At 43.3% G+C, this 25,185-nt stretch carries 22 protein-coding genes; 14 read left to right on the top strand and 8 right to left on the bottom strand.

What is annotated here, in order from left to right; all coding sequences use genetic code 11:
* Position 1 precedes the first annotated feature (1 nt).
* From BMW93_RS32585 to BMW93_RS32555, 6 genes are all read right to left on the bottom strand, one after another.
* Positions 2-2,086, bottom strand: coding sequence for a hypothetical protein (locus BMW93_RS32585; RefSeq protein WP_090386578.1), 2,085 nt, complete (start codon positions 2,084-2,086; stop codon positions 2-4).
* A 34-nt stretch (positions 2,087-2,120) separates the two neighbouring features.
* On the bottom strand, positions 2,121-8,576 hold the full coding sequence (locus BMW93_RS32580) for a CHAT domain-containing protein (protein ID WP_090386576.1): 6,456 nt from the start codon (positions 8,574-8,576) through the stop codon (positions 2,121-2,123).
* Positions 8,577-9,936: 1,360 nt separating this feature from the next.
* A complete protein-coding gene (locus BMW93_RS32575) occupies positions 9,937-10,164 on the bottom strand; it encodes a hypothetical protein (RefSeq protein WP_090386574.1) in 228 nt (75 codons plus the stop codon).
* A gap of 167 nt (positions 10,165-10,331) precedes the next feature.
* Entirely contained in the window at positions 10,332-12,740 is a 2,409-nt protein-coding gene (locus BMW93_RS32570; protein ID WP_090386573.1) for a hypothetical protein, read from the bottom strand.
* Positions 12,741-14,174: 1,434 nt separating this feature from the next.
* Positions 14,175-14,900 (bottom strand): HEPN domain-containing protein, encoded by a 726-nt coding sequence (locus tag BMW93_RS32560; protein ID WP_090386568.1) that lies wholly within the window; start codon positions 14,898-14,900, stop codon positions 14,175-14,177.
* A gap of 271 nt (positions 14,901-15,171) precedes the next feature.
* On the bottom strand, positions 15,172-15,720 hold the full coding sequence (locus tag BMW93_RS32555; protein WP_090386566.1) for a hypothetical protein: 549 nt from the start codon (positions 15,718-15,720) through the stop codon (positions 15,172-15,174).
* A gap of 221 nt (positions 15,721-15,941) precedes the next feature.
* Here BMW93_RS32555 and BMW93_RS32550 point away from each other — a divergent pair, with 221 nt between their 5' ends.
* The 8 genes from BMW93_RS32550 to BMW93_RS32515 all read left to right on the top strand — a co-directional run bounded on the left by BMW93_RS32550 (position 15,942) and on the right by BMW93_RS32515 (position 21,071).
* Complete coding sequence (locus BMW93_RS32550) at positions 15,942-16,514, top strand: hypothetical protein (RefSeq protein WP_090386564.1); 573 nt, start codon at positions 15,942-15,944, stop codon at positions 16,512-16,514.
* On the top strand, positions 16,511-16,831 hold the full coding sequence (locus tag BMW93_RS32545) for a hypothetical protein (protein ID WP_090386562.1): 321 nt from the start codon (positions 16,511-16,513) through the stop codon (positions 16,829-16,831). Before BMW93_RS32550 ends, BMW93_RS32545 begins: the two co-directional genes overlap by 4 nt.
* A 380-nt stretch (positions 16,832-17,211) precedes the next feature.
* Positions 17,212-17,538: a hypothetical protein gene (locus BMW93_RS32540; protein ID WP_090386560.1), complete on the top strand. Its 327-nt coding sequence runs from the start codon at positions 17,212-17,214 to the stop codon at positions 17,536-17,538.
* Positions 17,539-17,541: 3 nt separating this feature from the next.
* Positions 17,542-18,240, top strand: a complete 699-nt coding sequence (locus BMW93_RS32535; protein ID WP_090386558.1) for a hypothetical protein — start codon at positions 17,542-17,544, stop codon at positions 18,238-18,240.
* Positions 18,241-18,262: 22 nt separating this feature from the next.
* Entirely contained in the window at positions 18,263-18,763 is a 501-nt protein-coding gene (locus BMW93_RS32530; RefSeq protein ID WP_218147760.1) for a hypothetical protein, read from the top strand.
* Positions 18,764-19,046: 283 nt separating this feature from the next.
* On the top strand, positions 19,047-19,706 hold the full coding sequence (locus BMW93_RS32525; RefSeq protein WP_090386710.1) for a hypothetical protein: 660 nt from the start codon (positions 19,047-19,049) through the stop codon (positions 19,704-19,706).
* Positions 19,703-20,548, top strand: a complete 846-nt coding sequence (locus tag BMW93_RS32520) for a relaxase/mobilization nuclease domain-containing protein (protein WP_090386554.1) — start codon at positions 19,703-19,705, stop codon at positions 20,546-20,548. Before BMW93_RS32525 ends, BMW93_RS32520 begins: the two co-directional genes overlap by 4 nt.
* Before the next feature lie 55 nt (positions 20,549-20,603).
* The gene (locus BMW93_RS32515) at positions 20,604-21,071 is read left to right on the top strand and encodes a hypothetical protein (RefSeq protein ID WP_090386552.1); all 468 of its coding nucleotides are present in this window, start codon (positions 20,604-20,606) and stop codon (positions 21,069-21,071) included.
* Between the two features lie 68 nt (positions 21,072-21,139).
* On the opposite strand, the gene BMW93_RS32510 is transcribed toward BMW93_RS32515, so the two are convergent.
* Complete coding sequence (locus BMW93_RS32510) at positions 21,140-21,604, bottom strand: helix-turn-helix transcriptional regulator (protein WP_310590255.1); 465 nt, start codon at positions 21,602-21,604, stop codon at positions 21,140-21,142.
* Between the two features lie 73 nt (positions 21,605-21,677).
* Between BMW93_RS32510 and BMW93_RS32505 the strand changes: the two genes are divergently transcribed.
* The 6 genes from BMW93_RS32505 (at position 21,678) to BMW93_RS32480 (ending at position 24,636) form a co-directional block, all read left to right on the top strand.
* Positions 21,678-22,298, top strand: coding sequence for a hypothetical protein (locus BMW93_RS32505; RefSeq protein WP_090386549.1), 621 nt, complete (start codon positions 21,678-21,680; stop codon positions 22,296-22,298).
* A gap of 77 nt (positions 22,299-22,375) precedes the next feature.
* Positions 22,376-22,900, top strand: coding sequence for a DUF6624 domain-containing protein (locus tag BMW93_RS32500; RefSeq protein ID WP_143061765.1), 525 nt, complete (start codon positions 22,376-22,378; stop codon positions 22,898-22,900).
* 98 nt (positions 22,901-22,998) lie between these two features.
* Complete coding sequence (locus BMW93_RS32495; RefSeq protein WP_143061764.1) at positions 22,999-23,295, top strand: hypothetical protein; 297 nt, start codon at positions 22,999-23,001, stop codon at positions 23,293-23,295.
* Between the two features lie 12 nt (positions 23,296-23,307).
* The gene (locus tag BMW93_RS32490) at positions 23,308-23,556 is read left to right on the top strand and encodes a protease inhibitor Kazal-type (protein WP_177194265.1); all 249 of its coding nucleotides are present in this window, start codon (positions 23,308-23,310) and stop codon (positions 23,554-23,556) included.
* Positions 23,557-23,609: 53 nt separating this feature from the next.
* Positions 23,610-23,813, top strand: a complete 204-nt coding sequence (locus tag BMW93_RS32485; RefSeq protein ID WP_090386543.1) for a Kazal-type serine protease inhibitor — start codon at positions 23,610-23,612, stop codon at positions 23,811-23,813.
* A gap of 34 nt (positions 23,814-23,847) precedes the next feature.
* A complete protein-coding gene (locus BMW93_RS32480) occupies positions 23,848-24,636 on the top strand; it encodes a phytanoyl-CoA dioxygenase family protein (protein ID WP_229241075.1) in 789 nt (262 codons plus the stop codon).
* Here the strand turns inward: BMW93_RS32480 and BMW93_RS32475 are convergent.
* On the bottom strand, positions 24,626-25,183 hold the full coding sequence (locus BMW93_RS32475) for an isochorismatase family protein (RefSeq protein ID WP_090386541.1): 558 nt from the start codon (positions 25,181-25,183) through the stop codon (positions 24,626-24,628). The two genes, BMW93_RS32480 and BMW93_RS32475, sit on opposite strands and share 11 nt — an antisense overlap.
* Positions 25,184-25,185 lie beyond the last annotated feature (2 nt).

Below are 25,185 nucleotides of genomic sequence, written 5' to 3'. Positions count from 1 at the left end.
GTTAATTTTTAATTTTCCAGTCTGCGTCACCTTGGGCTATTAGTGAAAGCGCCACCATTTTGCCCTTCGCCAGCAATTGCTGGCGAAGTTTCAACACGACCTCTCCAAACAACATTTCTTCACCATCGTTTTCCTCAATTAGTGTTAAAAGAGTATCTAGGATGTCCTTTGCATGGTTGCCAGTGATCCTTGTGAAATTTGATAGTACAATCGCGGCACCGGCACTGATAAAACTACTGCTGACATCGAAAGCCTGGTTTTCAAGGTTGGTCGATTTACAACCCAGGACAATCACGAAGGGAGCAGGTGAACTATGCTTCAGAATGACCTTGGACCCGATTAGGGTTTGCAAAAGGAATTTTTTGTCTCCAATCTCCAACATGTCTGTTTTCCTTACCTTATCCTTTTCAATGTGGACGACCAGTACCATGCTATCTGGTTTTTCGGCTGTAGCCAGCTTTCGCCATTCATCCCAGTCGTCCGTTTGTGATAAAGTGCTTGTTACATCCTTTATGCAGGCAGCAATCTGCTCACGCATGCCATTGCCGGCATTGTCCACTCTTTTTGAGGAACCAAATAATGCATTGTTCAACACGTGCAATGTATTCCTGTCCTTAACTGGTTCAGATACGACACAATAATCAACTCCACTTTTAGTTTGCTTATCAAAATTGTGTCGCTCGATGATGCGACTAAGACCCCAAAATCCCAACGGGCAAACCATGGTTGCAGGGTCTGTCCGTGCTTCTTTTCGGCCACAGCAGGCCCCGCTACAGAGTGCAGCACTGGCGTCTGGACAAACGGTGACAGCGTCGCCACCATCGATCGGTGGGTAAGAATAAACTAATTCGATCGGTAGGTATGATTTGCTATTGGAGATGATCTGCAAAGGTCCCTCGAGGGATGCCGTTTTTTTAAGAAAATTGGTGTAAAGAATACTTCCCTGGGTAGCAAGATATAGGAGGAGATTTTTGTTTTCCTCCGCCTCCAATCCTCCTTCGTCTGCCTCATCTTCCTTCAATACGGTCTGAATTTCGTCTTTCATTTCGTGTATCAACGCTGCCAGACCATTGGCACTATTTAGATCTACTTCCCCTTCCCCCGTCATTGCAAGAACTTTGCTCTTCTTCTGGCTAACAAAGTCGAAAAATAAAGACCAGGCAAACTTGGTTCGTTCACTGATGCCACTAAGATTTTTCCTGACACAGAAAATGACTTTTATGTTTTGTTTTAGTCTGCCGGCAACTTGCTGGCCAGTTGCTACCGGCGCTGAAAACAAGGCATGCTGAATGACCCGGCAATTGTGATAGGCTAAAATATCAGCTTCAAATACGGCATCGTTTTTACCTGTGGTAAAGGAGAAAATGGTTTCTTCGCTGTTTCCGATTCTGGGCAACCTAATTTGAGCAGTTTGCGGTTTGTTGCTTGTGTTCAGAATGCAAACCAGATTAATTATTTCGATGTCCTCTTTACTATGCTCGAAAACCGCTTCTGGCGGAAACATATCGGTGCCATGAACAAACTGCTCATCCGGGTAACCTATCCGGACCACTAGTTGATGAACCGCGTCGGGTGGCAACGCTGCTTCTATTACTTTATCGTCCTCTGCCTTAACCTGCGCCTGCAGGTAGCGTGGTTTATCATCAACCGGATGGCTCTGGATGGCTTCTTTTCTCCCAGATTCTTCCAGCACGGAGAGAACTTCTCTTGCTGCCTCCTGTAACACGTTCGGAGATATAGGGGAATTAACAGGTGCTACTGACCGTTTCCTAAACACCTCCTTAATAATATGATGTTTAAGCGTCCAGTCAGACTCACTCTCCGGGAAACCAGCTATCTTACGGGCTTGCGCTAAACAAGCTCTGGCAAAAGAGGCTCCCGGACTTAATAATGCGAGACGAATAATTTTATCGACGGTGCTTGGAGAACCGCCTTGGTCCGTTTGCAAAGAGGATAATAATTCACGAAGTTTTTCTTCAAAATGAGTCCATTCCGGACCCATTTCTTTGCGAAGTGTATCCACGTTTGCTGTGATAAGCTGTAGAAAAGCTAAACGATAGTCGCTGTGCTGTCTAGATGATTTCAAGTTTATGAAATTTAACTTCGTAACGATTCAAGCATTATGAACGAGCAGATTGCGGTAAAGAATTCAACCACGAAAGTCTTGTTTCAACTTCCTTCATATCTGCATCGATTTGCCCGTTATCTAGGCCTTGATACACAAAGTCTCTATACATCCCCGAAAGCATGATGGGATATTGTTGCGAAACAATTTTCAATTCATCCGAATTCGCGGCATTGAAGAATGCCTCTGTCGCCAAGAGCAAATTGACTTCTGGCACCATTTTAAACCACTTAATGTTGGTTTTAATTTTTTCTGAGTCAACAGAAGCGCTTACCATTTCTTCGGCATAATCCAAAAAGTTTAGGGTCAGAATGAAAGGATATTGATCAATCAAATTGTCGATTTCATCGTAACAGTTTGCTTTGGTAAAGGTCTGCCAAGCCTGTTGCATTTTTGCTTCCCATTCCTGTTGTTTGTGGTTTTGATCTATTACGTCAAGAAGTACTGTTCTGACCCTTCGTTTCAGCTCATTGTCTGGCGAGGATGGAGCATTAATCCGGTTGAGTAAAGCTTGCACGGTATCGACATAGCCAAATTCTTTTAAGGCATTGATTGCCATCCAGCATACTTCTGGAGACACTCGTGCATCATTGGCGACAGACGTCAACACCTTTATAGACTCTTCGTAGAGTTTTAAACCCCAAAGACATTCTCCTGCCACTTCTTTCACCAATAAAGCCATCGATGGATCATCAGCAAGAGTCAGGATGTCTCTTTTACGCTGTTTCTTATACAACGCCATCACCAGACCAATCATTAGCATAGGAGTGGCAGCCATCTCCCTGAAGTCTAAATAGACGTCACCAAAATTTTGGAGAACAGCTTTAATGTCTGCTAGGGATCCGTTTTCTCCTAAATCTTGTGCAGCTAAACGTCGATCATGCAAAAGAGCCGAGGTATCCATTATAATCGATCGAAGAATTTGACTGGTCTCACTGCCAGATGCATCGAACTGATAGCAAGCTTCAATTCGCAAGCGAGCAGGCAAGGAGCTCTCATCTTTTATCATCGTTAACAAAGGCCAGCTCTGCAAGTCTTTCAATCCACGAACCGCTAAATAGCGACCATCCAACTCTCCTGTGGCGAACACCATTTCTTTTAAGCGCAAACAAATCTGATCGTATACATCGAGCTTTTTGATAACTGCGTGTGCTTTTTCTTTACTGAGGGCCTTTACAGTTGCGCCCTTTCCGCTTTTAACTGACATTGCCGGTTCTGGTGCATTTACTTTAGTGAGAGCTGCGGCCCTTTCAAAATCTACTCTTGCTTGTTGGTGCCGACCCAGTGCTTCTAAAGATCGGCCCCTTTGCTCGTAATTAAAACTAGAATTCTTGTTTAGTTCAATCGCATGATTCAAATCCTTAGTAGCCATTTCGTGTTCATCCATAGCTGCATAAGCTACTCCGCGTTGACTATATGCCTTTTCGTACAAATCATCTCTGGCAATTGCTTGTGTAAAATCATTGATAGCGTCTCTATAATGATCACTAAAGTAATTAATCATTCCTCGGTTAAAGAAGTAAACCGGCTCGTCTCCTCCTCCTTGTATGCACTCGTTCATTAGGTGCAGAGCGGATGCATAGTTTTCGGATTGAAAGGCAACCAAGGCTTCTGTTGCAAGCTTTTCAACCGGTACCAGAATACCAAGTTCAGGAAGCAAATCTCTTTTTTCAAGCATCAAAGGTGTTCCCCACAACCCGATATTCGCCAACTCACATACCAGAGTTGCTGCTTTCAGGCGCGTTTCTATTGTACTATCGCTTGAAACCATGCAAACAATATCTGCCGCTTTCTCTCCGTCCCCTAATCGACCAGTGCCTTGAGCCGCTAATAATCGTGATTCTATCGTTAAGCTTTCATCTTTTGCCAATTCTTGGAAAAGTTGCAAGGCATTCTCCAAACCACATTGCGTTGCATAAGCATGTGCGCAGATAAGCCGGATTTCACTTTGTTTGGCCGTATCTTTTGAAAAATTAATTAATGTGTATGACAAATTAGTTTTTGCAAGTAAACGTGCCGCTTTCCTGACTAGTTTGAATTCAGTTGATGGTTCATATAAATCAATCACACAATTTGCCAAATCGTGCAAAAGAGACAGGAGCGTTTCCATCTTTCCCTCTCTGCCCATTTGCTCCACTTCTTCTTCCGTAAGGTGTACCGTAATTGTAGTCGGTTTTGTAAAAGTGCTTGGAAGGTTTATACTTGGCTGAAAGGAAGAAGCCAACAGTTCGACAGCTTTGTTTTCTTTCTTATTAGAGGTAAAATCATCAGTCTCCAATTCACTTTGAGCGCAGGACATTGCATCAGAGATGAATCCAGCTCCATTAAATATAAATGCCCCCCAGAAAAAAGGATGAGCAAAAGGACAGTCTTCCCCATCCAAACTTGAAATATAATATGACCACCTTTCAGCTGCTAAATCATAAGCGTTTCCTTCTTGTTCCGCTATCGTGTCCATTAACTGCTCATAAAATTCAGCAAGTCCTTTTTTCGTTACCTTTTTCACCCAATCCGCAGCTTTTTGCAGTGCAACTGCTGGTGCTATTTTATCTGCCATCCAAAACCTGTAAAATTGCGTCGTAAGCAGCATCGTACTCTCCTCCTGTACAGGCCAAAGAGAGGAGCAGACCGCTGCAAATCCCGCCCGTTGCAATCCAGATGTCAGCCCAATGGTTTCTTCCGGCAAATCAAAACCTATCACGCCTGTTTCGCAAGCAGATAGAAAAGCCAGTGGAAAGCCGTTCGCACTAATGGTTAAAATGTCGCGTACTGTTAATTGCTCTTCATTGGCAAGAAAAAGACTACTATTTAGTGGATTTAATAAATTAGAGGAGCCGTGCCCCGAAAAGTGAAAAACATCACAAGTTGGAATAGCTTGAAGGAGATCTCCTCTTGTTGCCTTATCACGCTGGATAATGCTAGCCTCTGGAAAATATGGCGTGATTGCGTGGACCTCTAATTCTGCAAATGGAAGTGGGACTGCATTTGAAGATGTTGGTTCAACGATTCCAAGAAAACGTTTAGGTGTCCGGGTGGAAGCGATTTTTCTAGACATTTTTAGCGCCCTTGCACAGGACGAATAGGAAAGACAAATATCGTCCTGTACATATTTGCGTTTCGAATTGTTTTGCTCCTCTGTAGTCCAGGAAGTATGCAAAGGAAAGAAAGAAAGGATTCCCACTGGAATCAAGGTCGCCTTTGAGTAGTTTACTAATTCCTTGGTAATCGGCTCCATCACTGCATCCCATAACCATCGAGAAGCTTGATCAAGGTTAGCAAATATTTCTTCTCTACTTTTTTTCTTTTCCCGGTTGATCAAACCGTCATAAAAATGCCAATATTTAGAGCCCTTCTCTGCTATGTCCTCAAAAGCAGCTTTCGGTAATGTTAGCAACCGAATAGAAAGGTTACTTTCCGGAAGGATAATGAGGGCAAATGTTTCAAAGGAGGAAGGTACAATATACACAATTGGGCCTTCTACCGCTATTAAATGAATGTCCTTTGCCGTTACCTGTGCATCGAACTGCTCGAATTCAGGCAATTTGCGGATTTCAAGTATACAACGCTCCAGGTTTTTTCTAGCAGTCAGCAACCGTTGACTGATCTGCTCGTCACGCAACTCCGCATCACGCAATGATTGCACATTTTGCGATTGTTGTTTCCATTCTTCAATTGCTACGGCATACTGTGTATAAAGGTCGGTGTGACCTTTTTCCAGTAACGAATTGCCAATGTATTCTTCCAAAGAAAGAGTCTCCTGTAATTGCCGATTTATACCTTCTTCTATTCGCTCGACAGCCTTTTCCAGGTCGCCACAGCGTGCATGAGCCAAGGCAGCAAGTTTCCATAACTCATTTGTTTTTCTTAACCAAATCTGTTTGTCTTTGAGTAACAGTTGAGAAGAGAGCAATTGTTTTGCCGCATCAATACCAATCTCAAAAGCTTTCATTGCCTCAGGAAACCGCTGCTTTTGTAACATCTCTTTTCCAAAACTATAAGCCCCGGAAAACCGTTCACTTAAAGAATGACTTTGCAGTGAAGCCTGGCTGAGTTCAAAAGCTCTGCTTTCATCAACTTTCGAAGCCGTAAGTCTAGAACGTTGTTTTAGCGCTTCGGCAAGTGCAGTTGCATTTTTTCCCTTTCCCAAGGGGTACTCATCTGCAACTTGATGGGCTCTTTCCAAATAAGCGATCGCTTCGTCTAAATAAGCTGGCTGTGCTTCACTTTCTGCCAGTTCCGCTAAACAAGCACCCGCATTATTCAACGCAACGAATTCGCCATAAGTGCCATGGAACGCAACGGAAACAGCTTCGCGACTATATTTTAAAACATTTGATAAATCGTCTTCTTTTCCAACTTGTTTTAGAAATAGAGATGAATTACCATCTTTTTTATCTTGTGGGTCATAAACTGCCTGCGAATACTTTTTCAAAGTTTTAGACAGAGCAACGCGTTTAGATAATAATGCGGATAGTGTAGAAAGAAAGATCGTTGACGATTCACTCTTACTCATCGATGAAACTGCTAATTCCGCCGCACCAATGGCCCTGTTGAGGTCATCAATTCTTTGCTTTCTAAATTCCCGTCCGACTCCGAGTGATCTGTTGAATCGGCTATTTAGTACATTGGCCAAGCTATTTAATCGTGTCGAAAAATGGATTGACTGAGGTAGGGTATGGTCTGCTGCCTCTTGAAGCAATTCGACGGCTCTGTCGAGGTCAGCTTGGTCTCCGTAAAAATTATAAAGTTCATGAAATATTTTACCCAAATCACCCAGCAAGCTAACACGTCCGGGAGAATATTCGCGTAAGCCTTTTAGAACATTTTCGCCTATTTTTTTGGCCTCGAATAAATTCTCAATCTGTAAAGTGCTCTCATACTTAATATATAATAACTCACATAGACCAGCAATATATTCAACGTCCTGCACCTGTTGCTGTTGGAGCAACCTAATTATTTCCCTTGCTAATTCTATTGCTTCATCAAGTAAATTTTGCTTATTTGTTGCTCTAAAACGGTCTCGTAATATCATAACAAGTTCATAACGGAACAACACGGCATTGGATAATGATGTTCTGGAGTTTGCAACTAGGTTACGTGAAATGTTTTCTGCTTTTTCTAAATCTGAAACATCTTGTGACGATGAGTATTTTCGTCCAAATGCAGCTGCAAGGTTGTGTTGATAGCCCCAATACCCGTCAGAGTCAAGCGGTGTATAATTCAATGCGTCTTGCCAAATTTCAATTGCCTTTTCAAAATCACCTTGCTTGCTTCTTATATATAGGATTGATGCATAAGAATTCATCATCTCTGGATAATTTTCATCTGACTTATTACAATTCTCAACTATGTCTTTTGAAATCGCAGCAGCTTCATCTAATATTTTAATATCTCCATTATATTCATAGAGATTCATAAGCGCATTGGCTAAATATCTTCGGCGCTCAAACCATTCTGATGAACTTCTATCGGCCATTTGTATGGCTTGCTTAATAAGTTTGATACCTTTTTCCAAATCGTCAATTTGACCGGATAAATTGTAACGGGTCGCATAGCTGGAACCCAAATTTGAAATAATGTTAGACCGATCTTTTGAGGCTTGCGGCAAAGATTGCAATATCAAATGACAGATCTCAATTGCTCCATCCAATAAAGGCGGCTTGCCTGTTTGCTCAAACTCTTTGTACATCCAAGCAGCCAACGAAGTTGACGAGGCGACAAAGCCGTTTGGATCCGCCTTCACCCATTGCTCTTGCAGCTTCACCAATTCCTGCAACAGTGCCGGGTCATTCTTCTGTTCATAGAGGCTTTTCAAAGCATATTCAAGTTGCCCTAATACACTTAGCTTCCTTGCCCCGTTCGGAGGTGCCAATGACAATGCTTTGCGATGATGCACAACGGCTTGTTCTAGTTTTTTGGGAATATGCGTCAATGCTGTACCCAGGTTTGTATGATAGGCAAAGGCTTCCCCTTCATCACCTGCTACTTCAATAGCCCTTTCCCATAACTCAATGGCTAGAAGAAGGCTTTTCGTGTCACGGCGACGCAAATAGGCTGCCGCTGTTCGATTGAACATTTCCGCTTGGAACTCTATAGGAAGAATTTGCAAATCCGGATGTTTTAAAATTGTCTCCCATTGCTTAGGATCATTACGGCTTTGTGAGTTATCAAGCACTTCCCATTCCTGAATCAAAGAACTCCGATTCGTACGCAATTCGATAGCTTCTTCGATTCCCAACTTTTGAACATCTTGGAAAAGAGACTTGGCTGCACTTATGATTCTTGTAGAGATACTATCTAATTGATTGTCGTCTAATTTATCAAGGATCTTTTCAGTCTTAGGATCTTCCAAAATATTTTTGTGATTGAGAACGTCTTTTTTACATTCAACCCAAGATCGAGTTGTACTTAGAACATTTAGAAGACTTAAAATGGTTTGCTCACTTGCCATCGCTGAATCATAGTTTTAAGATTACTTATACTCCAAATGGAACTTTGCGACTTATAAAAATGTAACGCTATAACGGAAAAGTAGATAACCGAAAGTAGAACGACAGAAAGTTCATAAAAGCTAGCTTAAAAGCTTACTTTAAAGTGCACGAAACTGTTTCCAAACGATGAGAGCATAGCGTGTCATTGTCTCATGATTGCAGACCTATTTTCTTAGCGTGTAAGCAATCTCAGAATTGATCTATTAGAGAACATGTCCTTTTACATATCCGCCTTTTTGGCCCAATATCATAGTTGAGATGTGTTGAAAGAGTCGGATGTTAAAAATGCTTAAATTAGCAACTCTAATTAAGAGCAAATTTATCTTGTGCCAAGCGAAGCAAATACAACGTTTTATTTAAAGACGAAGTGTTGAAAATGGTTTTGAATGTTTCTCTAAGCTGAATTTTAGCAAAGAGAAGAGAACCTTCTGAGGAGAATGGCGCATATGACTTAAGGTGACTAAACGCTAAACAACATGCACGCCAATACATCGGAAAGTTCGAATATAATATTACAATTTAGTTCTTAATTTTCCAAAAGAAATTACCCACAGGTAGTGTCCGTCAAACTCAACCTGTTAGAGAAAAATGATTCCCCAATCTCCTTTGCCAACTGTTTTGAAACAGCGATACGAGGGCTGACGATCAAGATAATTCCTTCCATAAGTCCATAACACCTAATCGAATCGCAAGCAATCTGAGGGGCTAATTTCGACTTAGAGATCACAATATTGTTAAAATGCGGAACTTTGATTGGCTACAATTATTATAATCCTAAGTTATCGAGTAAACAACGACGACAGGCTTTTGAACAGTCGGTTAGGAACCATATTAAGTCTGGTTTGTTCGCAAGTGCTTGTTTTTTACTCGTAACTGAGATCGATAGATTCTCAATTACTGAAGACCACTGATCTTAGAGGGATTGGGCCGCAAAGCTGTCAAAATAGCCCGCATCCTGGATGTGATCCATTTCATTTGGAATGTTATCTCCAAGTTCTGTGGGGTTTGGAGAAAGGGTAACATTCCATTGAGACCGATTTAATTTGTACAGATTCAGTAGCTCTTTCAAGTTTGGGATTCCTTCAAAGTAATTGTAAAACTTTCGCGCGTGCCAGCACTGTCGATGGTCTCAACAACATGTGAAGAAATATCTGAACTTAACAACGTCTCCAATTGAATCTTACGAGTGACTATAGACGCCCAAGGAGCAGGGTCAACGATGTAGATGTTGATCGACGGGATATGTTTCCTCTTTTTTTCAGATACCCATTTTTTTATTAACACTAAAGTCTGTGCAAAGGGGTGAATTGGATCCCGGTATCAACCTTTTCCAGACGCGATCGCTCCGATATTAACCGTATCAAACTCCTGGTCAGATTTGTAAACTTTTCTTAACGCGCTGCATACAGCTTCTGCGACAATACCCAGATCGCGTATGTCATGCTGATTGACTGTCGCCTCCTTGCTTCTGGCTGCTCCGTTTGCGTCAAAGGTAAAGCCAGCACGAAAGATGTAGCCGCCTTTGCTCTCTACCTCATAAACCTTCACGGATCCAAAAGATTTGTAAAGTTTTTACCCGACTGACCGGTTGCGAGAAGTGGTAGCAAAGCAAATAGCAAAAGCGGTTTGGTTTTCATAGTGAACCGAGTTTAATGTGAACAGATTTCATTTTTATCCGAATACTTAAATGATACCGAATCCTTTTAGCAGACACACTATCCATTTTTCGGATAGCGTGTCTTAACTTCACGGACGACTGCAATAATGCCTTTGGAGGTTGTATCAGTAAGTTTTTCATTGATGTCTCTGTTGATATTTTCAATGCTTTGGCTGGAAAGCACCCAATTCATGGGAACGCTTTTCGATCGTAATGGTTGGTCTACGTTAAGTCCCCTGTTGTGATCGGCAACAGCATTTTTTAGCAATTGCTCGCTCGTTGAAGTTCGACCTGATCTTGTGTTGTAAATCCCATATATGATTTCAGTTAGCTCGTTTGCGAAATTGATATCGTTCACCGGGGCTGATGCCTCGTCGCTGAATTGCAAATAAATCATTACCGGAACGACATTTTTGAAGTTACTCGACTTCGCCTTCAGGATTTGGAATACTTCCAGCATTGAGGCCGTTCCCTTGTTTTCGACGTAGCCACCATCGACATAATGCAGTTTTGCTTTGCCAGAATCAGCCCGAATTGCTGCACCGGGAGAGAAGAGTGGGAAACGTGAGCTAAAGTTGATCGCTGTACTATATCTGACTTGACGAATTTTTCGAAGAAACAAGTCCCGTTTGTCCTTGAACAGCATGATATCTGGTTCAAGGTTGCTTACCCAGCATTGAAATCCGCTCTCGACCTCCGAGGTGTTAAATATCAAAAGTGGTGATAACGAGTCGGGGTTATTCTCGATAAAGTTGGATGAGAAAACATTATGACTTGGACCGGAGAATTCTCCATAGGCTTGTTCCCAAGATTTTTCCAGAGCAGTTGCTCTGGAAAAACGGTCGATGTTACGGGGCCAGAATAAATTGAGAAATTCTCCGAAGAACATTTTGCCAATCAATGGAGACAGGGCGTCATGAGAAAAGAAAGAAGTTGCCAGCCGTGTTGCATTGTCTTGTTGTATATCTTTCTGGCGGTACGCTATGGCGTTATACACGCCAAGGCCTACTGCGCCACCAGAAACGCCGGACATCGCAAAAATCGAACCTCGAAGATCGATTCCTAAGCTATCAGACATTATTTCTTCTAGTTTCGTAAGATACAGTCCGGTATAAGCGCCCGTACGCAAGGCGCCTCCTTCGGCGCAGATAAAAAAGACAGGATACTTTTTGTTTGGATCCGTCCTCGGGGCGTTCGTCGAATCAATACGGTTCACATAAGACTTAAACCAGCGGTCAAACTGGCGGGCAACGGTCGGCCTTTTCGGCAGCTGTTCTTGCGTTATGCGAACGGGATGGTCGTGATTGAATACGGAGAAAACGATAACGACGATGGCAATCAATAGACGAACAGAGATTGGCGAGGAGCGCAACAAAGCCTTGTCCAGAAACAGTAGTCCGGCATACAAGCCGCAGTAGCAACCGAAAGCAAGGCAGACAAGGGCAGGTGCCCCGATTTTTTGATAGATACCTGATCCGGCCTCAGGTAGAGCAATGGCAACTAAAATAATAGATGAGCAGGACGCCATCCCAATTATCTGAAAATGCAAAGTCTTGTAAAATGATGTTGGGATGCGATAAACCCATTTGAATAGTTCTTTCTTTCCAGATGAAACGTTATTTCCAACCAACTGAAATTCATCCGGAATCTTTCGATCTTTCTTTATGATCAGCGGGTCCTGAAGAAATGTCTCGTTAACCGTTGGGGTACTTTTGAAAAGATCGGTAAAACTAATGATCGGGGTTTTAAATGGCGTAGATATGAAGGTCGACGGCTTCGGCAATGTATAGATGTAGTCATCATAAATCCCGTAAAGTTTGCCGAGCCAAAAACGCTCTTTCTTACTGAGCGACCGTTCTCCCAACCGGGTATCCTGAGCGTTGCCTGGTGCTGATTTCCCGAATTTGTCAAAGTAAAGAGAAGTCATCGCTGCCATTAACCAGTAGATGAGCGCAAAACAAATTCCAAAAGAGACATTGCGTTGAAGATCTGATAAATAGGTTGCCCTAAAGTAACAGATGACCAATCCAACCATTGTGATTAAAAATGGCCATAATAAAAACAATGCAGCCAGCAATTTTTGAGATGTCTTTCGGAAGAAAACACGCTCGTCAGTCAGGTTTCTACCCGAGTTGTCAGATATATAGATGGCATATCTTACGCCAAGCTCTGCAAATCCGCTGTAGATGACTAGGCTTACCAGCAAACAAATCAAAGGCCACAAGTCGAGGACAATCATTTTTTCAACCACCAGTAATAAGGTGTCGCGACCTTGCTCGAGCAATATGAAGATCAATCCAGCCAAAAAAGCTGGGATAGCAACAAATCCTATACTGGAAGCAACTGAAAAAAAATCACCGATGACAGTTCGGAGCGGCAATTGTTTGAAGCTTACCTCGAGCAGCTTGGAAGCCGTTTTGATTGGCAAAATGAATGTGCCAAGAAAGTCTTTGAACGTGATCTTCATCTTTGATGTAGGAGGTTAGGAAAGGCTAGCTGATTCTGCCAATGATGATGTCTATATGTCCTTTGTTGTTACTGTAGTATCGTAAATAGTCATTGACAAAGAAATAAAGGGTCCCACCGATAGGCACGATGTAGTTTTCGAGGTGTTCACCGATAGCGAAGTGGTTATTTTCGTCCTGGTCAATCGTTCCACAAAGTTGAAAATATCTCACATCAGACCTTGGCCTGTGCCAGCTAAAGCTGGGGGGGTAATATACGCCCCAGGACGAGTCTTAATCCACGAATCACACCAAGTGGCATTCTTGGCCGCGATAATTGTGTAGCATTCTCCACTCTGGACCGAAATTGGGGGATCCGCAGAGAAGGTTTCCTGCGCCTGAACGCAGAATATTTTGAATTGCTCAGGTAAGAGTTTAGCTGCTTTTTGCATTTTTTTGATTTGGTCGTTTCAACTTCTTCGCGGATGCTTTTCGGGCCCGTAGAATTTGCTTGAGAATTTAGCTTAAATTTTCTAAAAAATACTAATAGACAGTTGTTTAGTTATTTTTCGGTTGCTATCGTCGGCAGAAAGTTCTTTTGTTGAAGCTATTGCTTGTAGAAACGACGGGAAAATCCGCAACCCAAATCTGACCAGTACCTGCGCATGCTTACCACTGGCACCGCAACAGATTAGTTCTATGGACTCTTGATTTGTTATGGGTTAATCATAATTACTTGTTTCGGTTGATTATTAAGCCGCGCTCAGGCTATGCTGCCTGAGCCGACTGTAACAACTATAAGAGGTAATGATCAAGGGGGAGCATGACCAGCCGCCCTTACGCTAAATGGAGGGTCGCCCATCATATAGCGCGCAATGGAGGCCGGAAAGAAATGTTGATCTATACCGCTCAGAAACAGTATCTGGTTACCTTTGCGAAACGGTAACCAAACTAGTTCACGCGAGGCTGGGTACCGAGAAGTTAGCCAGATGCTTTGACTTGAATTGAATGGAAATTACGCGTAAATCTTTTTAAGAAATCACAATAGCGATTATTATGGATGAAAAAAGTGCCCTATGAAGCGCTTTCAGTTGTCCCGCTGGAATCCTGTACATGGTGCTTACATGCCTTAAACGGCTGTTTTTCGTCGCTCTTTAAACCAGGTTAACGAATCAGTTAACAGATAGAATGATCTACTTTGATTCACTTAGATCAAATGTCTCTCATTTGTTAGCCAAAGGTACAAAATATTAGAACATTTTGAGTGAAAAGTTCCGTAATGTAAAGTCTGGGAGAGTTTCAAGTCGTCAACTCGCCGTGCTAATAGGTATTCCATTCTGCTATTAACAGACCGACGATATACTCATCAATAATTTCACAGAGTTGAAAGCTGCGTAAATGTTCAATAATAGCCATTTAATCCGCATTCTTAATAGTATTTGGTGCTCTCTCGGGCGTCAAGTTATGTAGTTTTTAATTTTTACGTAGTGTTCGATTAGGAATTCGTCAATTTGAGTAGCAAATTTTCTCAAAAACTTGTTAGCTTCCTTGACTTTACGCATCGTTACAGTCGGGTTATCTCCATGTGCAATGTCATTTCTTAATTGTCGATAGGTTCCAAATGACTTTTTGTCAGAATCGGAAATGTCCATCTTAATTGTGTTAATCAAAAAGTCAGGTATTTGATTTGCTTTTAGATCCACTATCGTTTTTATGAGGCTTTCAACTGCGATAATTGAAACTAAATCGTTAGGATGAATGTAATTTTCGGCATCGAGTTCTCTCGAATATTTTTCGTATCGCTGCATGTGTCTCGCGTCATAAGTGCTGCGCAAGATTTTCTTAGGCTTTGTATTGGTATTATTTGTTAAGCTACTCTTTAAGGTCTCTTTTTCCGGAATGCTTACGCTTAATGCCAGAACTTCCTTTAAAGCGCTTCCTAAATAGTTTTCAAAAAATGCAAACGAACTAAGGAAAAGATAAGTAGCAAGTTTGTCCTTGTAGCCGTCTGCTTGTTCTCTCAACTTTGTCGTTGGGTTATTAGCTTCAAAGTAGTCTGGATCAGGAAGTTTGGTGATTTTTCCTTCGTCCAAGAGTTTCATTTGAAGTTTTAATGCAGGGATGGAATGACACACAACAACAGCGAAGTCAAATATCGATTGGACTTGCGTTTGTAGTGTCATGTATGAAGTCGTTCTTTTTACCATTCCTCTTTTTGTGAAGGATGTAGGTCTCGAACCTACCTGCCAGGCATTAACTTGGGTTCGTTGTTTGAACGCACGTTGATACCTGTGCATCACCAGCAATGCTTATCCTTCCGGTTACATGTTCCGCCGCATTTGCGGCAATACTAATGTTTGCTGCGGCACTTTTCCGCGCTGTGGGTGTCTGCAAATTTGTAAAGATAGACCTGTCATTAATCAGCTAAGTACCGAAGCAAATAAGTACATCGAATTACTTTGTCGATTCCATCGCAAGGACATTTGTCACGAAACGTCTACCATGGTTACGGGCCAGATTGCTCGTGGCCAAATAAATCACGAGAAGAACTCCAAAATAGATTGTATTCCAAGACCAGACGCTAATAAACAACGCCGGAACCCCAGCAAGCATCATGAATAGAAAAGCCATCGAGGTCATATCCCTGCCAAGTAGGAATTCCTTATGGCTTTTCAACACCGATGGTTCTGCCTTATGTTCTTTGTAAATCTTATACCAGTGCTGATTTTGCTCCCGAGCCAAAGTTGGTAGTACTCCATGGAGGTTTACTAACGCGCTCATGTCAATTCTCGGGTCATTTTTCCCATGATAACTGAACGCTCGACACCCAGGAAGAGCATCTTTCCAGCGCATGAATACTAATTTCGCCTTTAAATCGGGTGATAGCTGCCCATTTAGCACAAAAACAATGATATAGGCTATAACAATCCCTGCACTTCTAACTGAGATAAAGATTTCGGTGCTAAGTTTAGCACCGATGAATGAATTGGCAACGACTAGCAAAACTAACAAGAAAACATTGAAAAGGAAAATGGCCCAAAGTGAGGCACCGTTCCATGGCTTCGGGCTCTTTTTGTAAGCTTTCTCGATTTTGTAGGCTTACCTAGAATTAGGATGGTGGACGACTAGACTCGAAAAGGATTTATTACAGTGAAGCTAGTTAGAGATATGAAAAGTAACTCACAGTTATTAAATTGCTACCTCATGTTATTTGTCACTAAACCATGAATCTTCACTCCCGTATTCGGTACCCCTTTTTCAAGTATTTGATCGAAGAATTTTCTGGCACTTTTTACGAGGACGATCTGACCAGCTTGAATAGACTTCTGATTCTTTATCATAACAGGTATTCGTTTACGATTAGAAGGAACAACGTCAGTGAATTCATTACTTCGCACGAGCAAGGTATTTCACAGCCTGACTGGATGCACTGGTGGTTCGGGCGTGCTAAGCGCGATAGGATTCGCCAGGTCAAGTGCCGCACCGTATTTACGCTTCGACATAATCGGGAGGTATTTGAAAGCCTGTTATCGAGAGAGGATTATGGGGCTGAAAAATCCGTTTTTGAAGCTCTTACATCAATCTCAAATTGGGTTCACACCTTATCCTCAGAAGCCGTTGCAGACAAATTACTTGATCTGGAAGGGTGGAAAAGAGAGTTGGAAATTTTAGTTCGACAAATTCCGAAGACAGAGGCCGCTACAAAAAGGGTGGCACGTACGCGGGCGGCAGAAGCTTTCAGGAACAATTTACCGACGGAGATGATACAGAAAGGCTGCTCAAATTTAACCGCTTGAAGCGCGTCTTATTGGCAGAGCGATGGATTGTACCGATTGGCGACACGGATACTTACCGGTATTGCAAACAATCCAAAGGTGGAAGGCTTTACATAGCAGCGCTGTATTACGTTCTAATAGAAAAAGGCCATATCAAGATGGCGATCGACGCACCGCAGATAGCCGCATCCTTCAACTCTTGGTTGGTGCATGATTTTGAGCAAAGCTCATTTGTAAAGGTCTTTCAGGCGGAAGAGCTGAGTCAGTTTGACGGCAGAGAAAGAAATCCTCGCACGAAATATTTAACAGAGGCGAGATTGCTCCTTCGCGACTTATAAATAAAAGCTTCTTTTCGTTCTCGGTCGAATCACAGGAAGAATTCCTGGCACATGACAGTGAATTTTGCCAGCATGTTTTATCAAACAGAAAGGCAAAATGAAAATGAAAACTCCGGATTTCTGCAGCCACATTCCAAACACAACTTCTACTATACAGGTCGTTGCTCCTCTTACCATCCGCTCTGATCATCTCGTCGATGTGTGCGAAGCAAGGCGGATGTTGAAAACAGTCTCTGCACAAAAGCTTTACTACCATTGCGCCAAGGGGCATCTGCCATTTATTCGCCAGGCAGGAAAGCTATATTTTTCCGAGGCAGTCCTCCGGCACTGGCACCACAGGATTGAGTCTCGGAAACATCCCAAGCTTTACCATTGATGCTATGGAGATAACTAAGGAGTTGGTCTTAAAACTCTATGAGCGGAATGACCCAAAACGCAAGCAGATGCTTTTTGAGCTCTATCGCGATCTGTTTACTTCTACGATGTCGGCCAGGTTTCTGGTAGATGTGATCAACGAGAAACTCTCAACCGAGGCAGTATCGCTGTATGACATCAAATACATCCGCGCTAAAATGAAAAAATGGAGCGTGCAGCAGATGCCAGTTCAACAAAGTGAAAAGCCCGAAGCTGAAGCTCAACCCAAAGCGGCAATGAAATTTCCCCGCTCTGAGCCTGAGCCATATGTTAAACCATCTAAAAAATATTAACCAATGAAAAACTTACATTTTATAGTGCAAGCCAAAGGAGGCGTGGGTAAGTCCATTCTGATGTATCTTTTTGCACTCAAGCACTACCAAGCCCCCAAATGCCTTTTTATTGACGTGGATGCTTCCACGCAGACCAGTACATGCCTGCTCAAATTTGTTCATCATGACCAAGCCGATGTTGCCAACTTATTAGATGAGAAAGGCCTTTTAATCCGTGATAATTTGCTGGCCTATTTGCAGAGTATCGCAAAGGAAGATTTCGAAGGAGCCTATTTTGATTTCGGCGCTCCTGAAAGCGAACAGCTTCCAGCCCTTATCGAATACGACATTCCGCTGAAAGCTTTTGCCGAAGGACTGGGTTTTGAAATCACGTTTCATATCGTCATTGGTGGTGGAGGTGCTTACAATCCATCCATCGATTATTTGCTGAGGATGTTTGACCTTGTCAAAACAGACTTTGAAATCGTCGTCTGGCAGAGCGTGGCCACCTTTCGTAAGTTCCCGCATCTGACCCAGGAGCTAAGGGAAAACTGCAAGGACTCAGGGCTCGTGTTTCGCAGGTTTGGAGATTTTGAGCCGGAATCATTTCTCGGGGCAGAAATCCTGACAGGAATCCGCAAGGGACTTGCACTGGATACCTACACCATCGGGCCAAGATTAAGACTTCAAAGAGAACTTCAAATTAACTTTGCCGATGTCTAGCGCACCGATCAGCAAACAAACCTTGGCCAGGATTAAAGCGGAGTACCTGGCCAGGTACGAAATCGAAATGGACGACTGGTCTGCTATCATTTTATTAGACAACCAGGCCCAGTTTCAAAACATGGATAATCAGCTTCGGGCAGTTCTGGATGAGAACAAAAGGCTTAGCAGCAACATCAAAGAATTCGTGAATACGGTCCAATTCAACTCGATTTGGGAGGCTTTCACCCATGGCCTAGGTAAGGGATTGCCGTATTCAATTACTGCACTTGTTCTGGGAATCTTGTATTACGTATATATGAGTACGTATGTGGATTACCGGCGCATTGAAGATTTTGTTTCGGCTTACAAAAAAGCGCCGGACTACCAGGCATTGATCCGCCAGGGTGAGACGGAAACGACAGGCGGCATCGAGTATCTCATTCTCTCACCATCGAAACGAGGCAAATATGTATTCGGCAAGAGCTACGAATTCGACTCGCGACGAAAATTGGTCAAAGTGCCTTTGCAGAGGAAAAATTGATCCAAAAGCGATGCAGAAAGGTCTAAATGCGCTCCAAAGTAGTCTTTAAGGGGTATTAAGAGTCAGAAAGTGCTCCAAAGAGTCAAAAAGTAATCCAGAAAAATCATTTAAAGGAAAAATTGAGCCAGAAGAGGTCAGGAAAGATCCTGCGCGGTGGTTTTCTCCACAGCCAGCTATCGCCGGTACGTCGCAAAAAGCGACTCCCCGGCGGGAGCTGGCCATGGGAAAAACCCCTGGACCCCTGCTATTCGCCTTCCGGCTCATAGCTAATCAAGAAAGACACATGAAAAATCAGAAACAAAAAGGAAGACCGCCCAAGGAAAAGGGTACTGCAAAACGGGATCACTTTTCAGTTTGGGTGAGCACTAATCAGAAAAACAAGATTAATGAGCTCATAGAAAAAAGTGGGCTTTCAGCCAGTCAGTTCTTTTTGACCTTGGCGCTGGACATACCGTTCAAACGGCCGGAGAAACGGACGCTCCCGAAGGCAACTGCGGACACGATCAGGGTTCTGGAACAACTTGCAGGTGTCTTGTCGCTCGCAGCCTTGAAGACCAAAGGTCACCAGATGCTTTCAGATCAGTGGGAACAGAGCAGCCAGCGCGTCAAACTGCTCGCTGATTTGATAACGCTTTGGATTTTCGAAAGCTTTGAGATCCGGAGTTTTCAGAAAAGCCTTTCCCAGATTTGCCAGTGGGCGGATGAGCTAGCAGTTTATTTAGACCATAGCATGGATGAACGCCAGAGCAAGCTGCTAATGCTGGAAAAAATTAAATCAATACACCGACTCGCAGCTGATTTACTTCGTAAGCATGAAGCGTATTACGCTTCGCCGTTAGAAGAGCTGGCGCCTATCTGGAAAGTTCAATATCCTGATACTGACTCGGTGCATCATCAAATCGAAAAGGCATTACGGATGTTACATAAACGGGTAGAGCAATGATAGGAAAAGCTGGCTTGGGCAGTTACGCCAAAGGGATATTGGACTACTGCTATTATGGAAAGGAGATATCCGCAAAGATGAAAACCGAGCTTCGTGCGGATATGGTCAGAGGCGAATTGGTTCACATTCAAAACCTTGCCATCAAAACACACAGCGACGGGAGACTGGATATGAACTATATGGCCAAACAGTTTATCGACAATCACATGAGAAATACCAAGCTCAGTAAGTTCGTCTGGCATCAGTCGTTTAGCTTCGCGCCAGGAGAAAAGCCAGGGAACGAAACAATAGCTCAAATCGCTACCGAGTTTGCCAGAGAGTTTGGATTTAGTGAAAACCAGATGCTTGTTTTCAGACATGAGGATAGTGAAAATTCACATTTCCATATTGTTGCAAACCGGATCAACCATAACGGAAAGAACACTGCGGATCATTTTAAGAATTACGCCCGAACAGGTCAGTTCTGCCGGAGAATGGAAAAGGAATTGGGATTAGCCGAAACGCCTGATATGCGGATCAACAAATCACGCGGCGTCGAAATTCCATTAGTTGACCAGTGTCATTTAAAGCTTAGAAGGGCAATTGATGAGTCCTTAAATAGCATAACCTCAATTGATGAATTAGAAAGGCATTTAGCAGCCAAGGGTTACAGAACTTACACCGGACGTGGTATCGCTTTTTTTGATATTCGAAAAAAAGTTAAGGTCAAAGGATCGGATCTTGGGCGTAACTATTCGCTTTCTTCGATCGAAAAGCGGCTCGCACAAAACTTAGAAATGGGTGTGGAAAAACAGGTGAAGCCCGAGCTCAAAAAGCAGAAAAAGCGAGGTATTGGCATGTAGATGCAGGTTTTTGCGAAGAATAGTCTATTTTAGCCAAAAATAACCAATTGCACCCATGAAGCTAAAAGCAATTAAATTCTTTTCCCCAGAGGAAAACGTATCAAAAACCAAGGAGGCCGCGAAAGAAGCACCGCTCCCAACCGGTTACATTTCTAATTCAGGCAAGCTTGTTTTTCCGGCTACTGCACTGCGTGATCTAGGAATTGATCCAGAGTCCACCAAATTCAAAATCGGTACCCAGGAAGGGAAGCGAAAAATCAAATCCGTATATCTGATCCCATCTACAAGTTCCGATCAAACTTTCTCATTCGAAAAAAGCGGCCGAGGTCATGTAATTCCATTGGCCATAATTTTGAAAAAAGGTAACGTCAACTTCGAAAGTGAAAAGCTGATTTTCAAAATCTCGACATTTGATTTTGATCAGACTACGAAGGGGTTTGAGCTGGCAATTGAAGCTGATGCTCCGAAACCTGAATACACAGGTAAGCCACGTGGCAGAAAGCCTCGTCAGCAGGCAGAATAGTTCGTTATCGCGGCGCGCTAGATTTTCATGATAAGCAAGAAAGCCGCTTCAACGCGGCTTTCTTTTTGTTACTTTTTGCTTAGAAGCTCAACCTTCTCTCGTTCACTTTGAAGCAAACGCTCATAGAGTTTCCTATTTTCTTCATAAGCTTCAATGAGTTTATCCAGTGGATTAAAAGTGCATTTGTAGTTTTCAACGTAGACCACCGACTCGTTGTGGAAGGTGTTGGCGATAATATTGAAAACAGCCTCTTCGCTAAAATTTTTGATGCCCTCAGCAGGAACGCCAAGGATCTTACTGATTTGTTCGAGCAACTCTTCATCAACCGTCTCGCTTTGTTCGATTTTCGACACGGTTTGCTGGCTAACCTTCAATTCGAGGGCAAGCGCTTCCTGCTTCAGTCCGCGTAGTTCGCGAATGCGGCCAATCTTATGACCAATATGATTTGGTTTTGTTGCTGTGCTCATGGTTACAAATAAAGGAAATATACTGGCGAAGGTCAACTGTTGACCGGGAAGTATTATACCAGCCATGATTGGTGGGATACAAGGGACCATGGTTCGCTACGTCTGAGCTGTTTGGCTCCTTGCCGTAAAAACTTGGACTATGGAGAATTTAGGGATCAATCCATCACAAAGCTATAACGCCGAAGTAGCACAAGCACTTCAGGAGATATTGGTATTCTTTCAGCCCGGAGATATGGAATATCTACGCGTAGATTTATGGCATTGGTTAAAAGCGGTGACAGGTGAAAAGCCATTCCTTTTTCGTGGAGAGCCATCAACGGTTATTTCCCTATGGAAGCAGCTGACTAAAATGATAGATACTGGAAGGCTGATCCTGGATACCACTGGCAGGCATGACGATAAGAAGCAGCGAAACAGCTGTCCTGCGTTTAGCGAAGAACAGATTGCTAGCGATTTCCAATACATGCGGGAGATCAAATTGCTAACTGCAAAGTACAATGGAACAATAAGGAGACTGACGCTCGCTGAGTCGGAAAGGCCTGTGTTTTTCATTAAAAGGTTCTTTGAGGCATACAGCCAGGATGATTGGAACCAAATTCTGGAAGATTGGGTCGAATATGGTTTAAGCAAGATGAGCATCTGCGAGGCGACGGGAGAATGTAATGAGGTATACCAATATGAGCTGTTAGAGGCACTCGCAGAAGCTTTTTCCCTAATTTTGAAAGCCGAGTACGAGGTAGGCGACAAGGGTGATAGCTAAGAAGCAGCATTCGATGTGAATCCCTAAATTGTATCACATAAATGGGATGTGCCCGTCAACATAAACCTAAGTCAGTAATGAAATTGATTTCTTGCCTATTTTGCTTGGGACAAATGTTTGTCGCTGTCGATGCTTTTGCTCAATCCGGCGCAGGTAGTAATGGCAAAAAAGATCTGGTCGGTTGGTTTGTCAGCCACGAAGGAACGAAGGCGGATATTGACACTTGTATAGAGGTAAGTGAGTATAGCGTTGCGCAAATCCGCCACTTACTTTCAAAAATGGAGATGGTTGACCAGCTCTACCGGGATAGCTTAATGAGTGTACCTGGCACAGATCAACGGTACTTGGGTTACGTTTCTAAGGTGATAGCAAATGACAAAGCCAACCAGGCGATTTTGACAAAGATTATAGCGAATATGGGATGGCCCAAATTAAGCGTGGTTGGAAGCCAGGGGGTGAATGCCGCATGGCTAGTCGTTTGGCATGCGAAGAGGTCGTATCAGGATCGATACTTCCCATTAATAAAAAAAGCACATGAAAACGATGAAATTCCTGATGCTCATTTCACAACACTGAGAAAGAAACTTGCACCAGCTCATTGAAATAAACGAAGCAGTGCGCTTGCCGTCGCATTTGCAAACAGGCACTTCCAACGTTACTACTTGCGATGGTGTCTTTTTCGAAAATAACGCGGGAGCATATGAAGAACCTTACCTTTAAAAAATTCCGTTATTTCGTTTTGGTTCTCGGTTTGTCTGGGTGTCATAACATTCAGCCGGAGGAGAAGGCCGCCTACATTGATAGGGCAGATCCCTTGTTTTGCGGTTGGTGCGGCGGATGGCTTGTGACCATCGATTCAATAATGTATCGGGCGAATGTTCCCGAGCCGTATAAGGGAGGGAATCAGGACGTGTGGATACGTTTTGAAAAAGATGAGAGCGACGGAGCGAAAAAACAAGGGAACTGGATCATTATATCCTCGATCCGTCCCAGATAAAATCACCAGACCATGACAGTTCGAAAATTTTTACGCGCGCCATTTCTACTGCCGGTACTCATGGTTGTGGTAGCTTCAAGTTGTCATCGGGACAAAGATCCTGATCCCAGCTGTCAAGAACAGCCGCGAAATGATTCTGGTTGTTATGCCGTATATGATCCTGTCTGTGGCTGCAATGGCAAAACATATGGCAACGAATGTGAAGCGGTCGCCCATGGCATTACTTCCTACCAAAGCGGTGAGTGTTCAAAATCGAAATGATCAAACATGCTAAAATGCGATCGCTCGCATTTTAGGTCTCAATTGACATCCCTATGACAAACTACCCGGTCATGAAGAGCGTTTTAAAGATTGCGTTGACAATGGCATGTCTAGCCTGTAAGGAAGATGCACCGGAGCCACTTAATTGCCCGGATATTTACAGGCCGGTTTGCGGGTCGGACGGAAAGACGTACGGGAATATTTGTGAAGCCCAGTATCATGGCATCATGTCCTATACCGACGGAGAATGCTTGTAGCCTGTATTCTCTGTAAAAGAATATTTCACTTACTTTGCTGCAAACCTACCCGCAAGTACCTGTGATTAACTATGACGACGTCCAACGCCAATTCGCCAGCGATGGCTTTTTTGTGATCAATGAGATTTTTACTGGTGACGAAGTCGAGATGTTGCTGCAAACCATTTCCAATGCGGATGCCAGCAATGATACATTTCGTCAGAATGGCGACCTGTTCGCAATCAGGCAATTTGTGAAGGAAATTCCGCAGATTCAACATCAGGTTGTGAATCAGCAGCTCAACCATTTGATTGACCGGCTTTTCGGAAACGATTACTTTATCATTAAATCTATCTATTTCGATAAACCAGAGAAGTCAAACTGGTTTGTCCCTTATCACCAGGACCTTACCATCTCGGTCGATAAAAAGGGAGACTATCCCGGCTTTGGGCCATGGACTGTAAAACAGGGACAATTTGCGGTTCAGCCGCCATTGGAAATCCTGGAAGATAATTTTACGATCCGGGTTCACCTGGATGACACCGATCAAACGAACGGGGCACTCCGGGTTGTGCCAGGGTCGCATGCCAAAGGGGTATACCGCGCCGAAGACATCGACTGGTCTACCGAGCGGGAGGTTAATTGCGATGTCAAGCGTGGCGGAATCATGATGATGAAGCCACTACTACTTCATGCTTCCAGCCGCACAACTTCTAACCATCGCCGCCGTGTGATACACATAGAATTTGGCAGAAAACCATTGCCCGAGGGGCTCTGCTGGTCTGAATTCGCCGGTATCCTTCCAAATGAAATTGATTTGGAAGGGAACGGAATCAGTCGTTGAGAATCATTTGAAGAAATAAATGATGGGGTAAAACTTCAATTTTTCCCTTTGTGGGGATCATGTTCTTCCATACCCAATTGTAGTGATCAATCACCTGATGGGCTTTCAGGTTCGGTCTGTTACCGGTAGTGTGACCGTCTTCGATGACGGTTACGTTGTAATCCCTTGAAACTGCCGACTGAATCGTGGATTCTACACAGGAATCTGTGGCGCAGCCTGTGATAACTAATTCGTTAACAGCTAGTAGGTCCAGTTTCTTTTGGAGTTCGGAGCGATAGAATACATCATTGGCATATTTGTCAATACGAACATCGTTAGGATCAATTTCCAGATCGTCCAGCAATTCCCACTCCGTAGTAAAGGGCATGAACTCATTCATTGCGCTACCATCGTGCTGAACAAATAACACGGGCCACGATTTCGCGCGAAAAGCCGATGCGAGCGAATTGATTATTTGTACAACCCCTTCCGTGTTGTGACGAGGCGTGGCTTCTGTAAAAGAGCCCTTTTGCATGTCAATTACCAGGAGCGCTCTTCTGCCGATCATAA

Source organism: Dyadobacter sp. SG02 (genome assembly GCF_900109045.1).
GTDB lineage: Bacteria > Bacteroidota > Bacteroidia > Cytophagales > Spirosomataceae > Dyadobacter.
Note: the sequence above shows the minus strand (reverse complement) of the source record. Positions and strands in the feature narration are given on the sequence as shown.

What these genes read in the sequence shown, in the direction of transcription:
- BMW93_RS32570 (WP_090386573.1), bottom strand. Translation starts at nt 12,740, where the DNA reads ATGAAGATCACGTTCAAAGACTTTCTTGGCACATTCATTTTGCCAATC.
- BMW93_RS32540 (WP_090386560.1), top strand. Translation starts at nt 17,212, where the DNA reads ATGGAGATAACTAAGGAGTTGGTCTTAAAACTCTATGAGCGGAATGAC.
- BMW93_RS32525 (WP_090386710.1), top strand. Translation starts at nt 19,047, where the DNA reads ATGAAAAATCAGAAACAAAAAGGAAGACCGCCCAAGGAAAAGGGTACT.
- BMW93_RS32580 (WP_090386576.1), bottom strand. Translation starts at nt 8,576, where the DNA reads ATGGCAAGTGAGCAAACCATTTTAAGTCTTCTAAATGTTCTAAGTACA.
- BMW93_RS32520 (WP_090386554.1), top strand. Translation starts at nt 19,703, where the DNA reads ATGATAGGAAAAGCTGGCTTGGGCAGTTACGCCAAAGGGATATTGGAC.
- BMW93_RS32510 (WP_310590255.1), bottom strand. Translation starts at nt 21,604, where the DNA reads ATGGCTGGTATAATACTTCCCGGTCAACAGTTGACCTTCGCCAGTATA.
- BMW93_RS32500 (WP_143061765.1), top strand. Translation starts at nt 22,376, where the DNA reads ATGAAATTGATTTCTTGCCTATTTTGCTTGGGACAAATGTTTGTCGCT.
- BMW93_RS32515 (WP_090386552.1), top strand. Translation starts at nt 20,604, where the DNA reads ATGAAGCTAAAAGCAATTAAATTCTTTTCCCCAGAGGAAAACGTATCA.
- BMW93_RS32475 (WP_090386541.1), bottom strand. Translation starts at nt 25,183, where the DNA reads ATGATCGGCAGAAGAGCGCTCCTGGTAATTGACATGCAAAAGGGCTCT.
- BMW93_RS32535 (WP_090386558.1), top strand. Translation starts at nt 17,542, where the DNA reads ATGAAAAACTTACATTTTATAGTGCAAGCCAAAGGAGGCGTGGGTAAG.
- BMW93_RS32550 (WP_090386564.1), top strand. Translation starts at nt 15,942, where the DNA reads ATGAATCTTCACTCCCGTATTCGGTACCCCTTTTTCAAGTATTTGATC.
- BMW93_RS32490 (WP_177194265.1), top strand. Translation starts at nt 23,308, where the DNA reads ATGACAGTTCGAAAATTTTTACGCGCGCCATTTCTACTGCCGGTACTC.
- BMW93_RS32505 (WP_090386549.1), top strand. Translation starts at nt 21,678, where the DNA reads ATGGAGAATTTAGGGATCAATCCATCACAAAGCTATAACGCCGAAGTA.
- BMW93_RS32560 (WP_090386568.1), bottom strand. Translation starts at nt 14,900, where the DNA reads ATGACACTACAAACGCAAGTCCAATCGATATTTGACTTCGCTGTTGTT.
- BMW93_RS32495 (WP_143061764.1), top strand. Translation starts at nt 22,999, where the DNA reads ATGAAGAACCTTACCTTTAAAAAATTCCGTTATTTCGTTTTGGTTCTC.
- BMW93_RS32485 (WP_090386543.1), top strand. Translation starts at nt 23,610, where the DNA reads ATGACAAACTACCCGGTCATGAAGAGCGTTTTAAAGATTGCGTTGACA.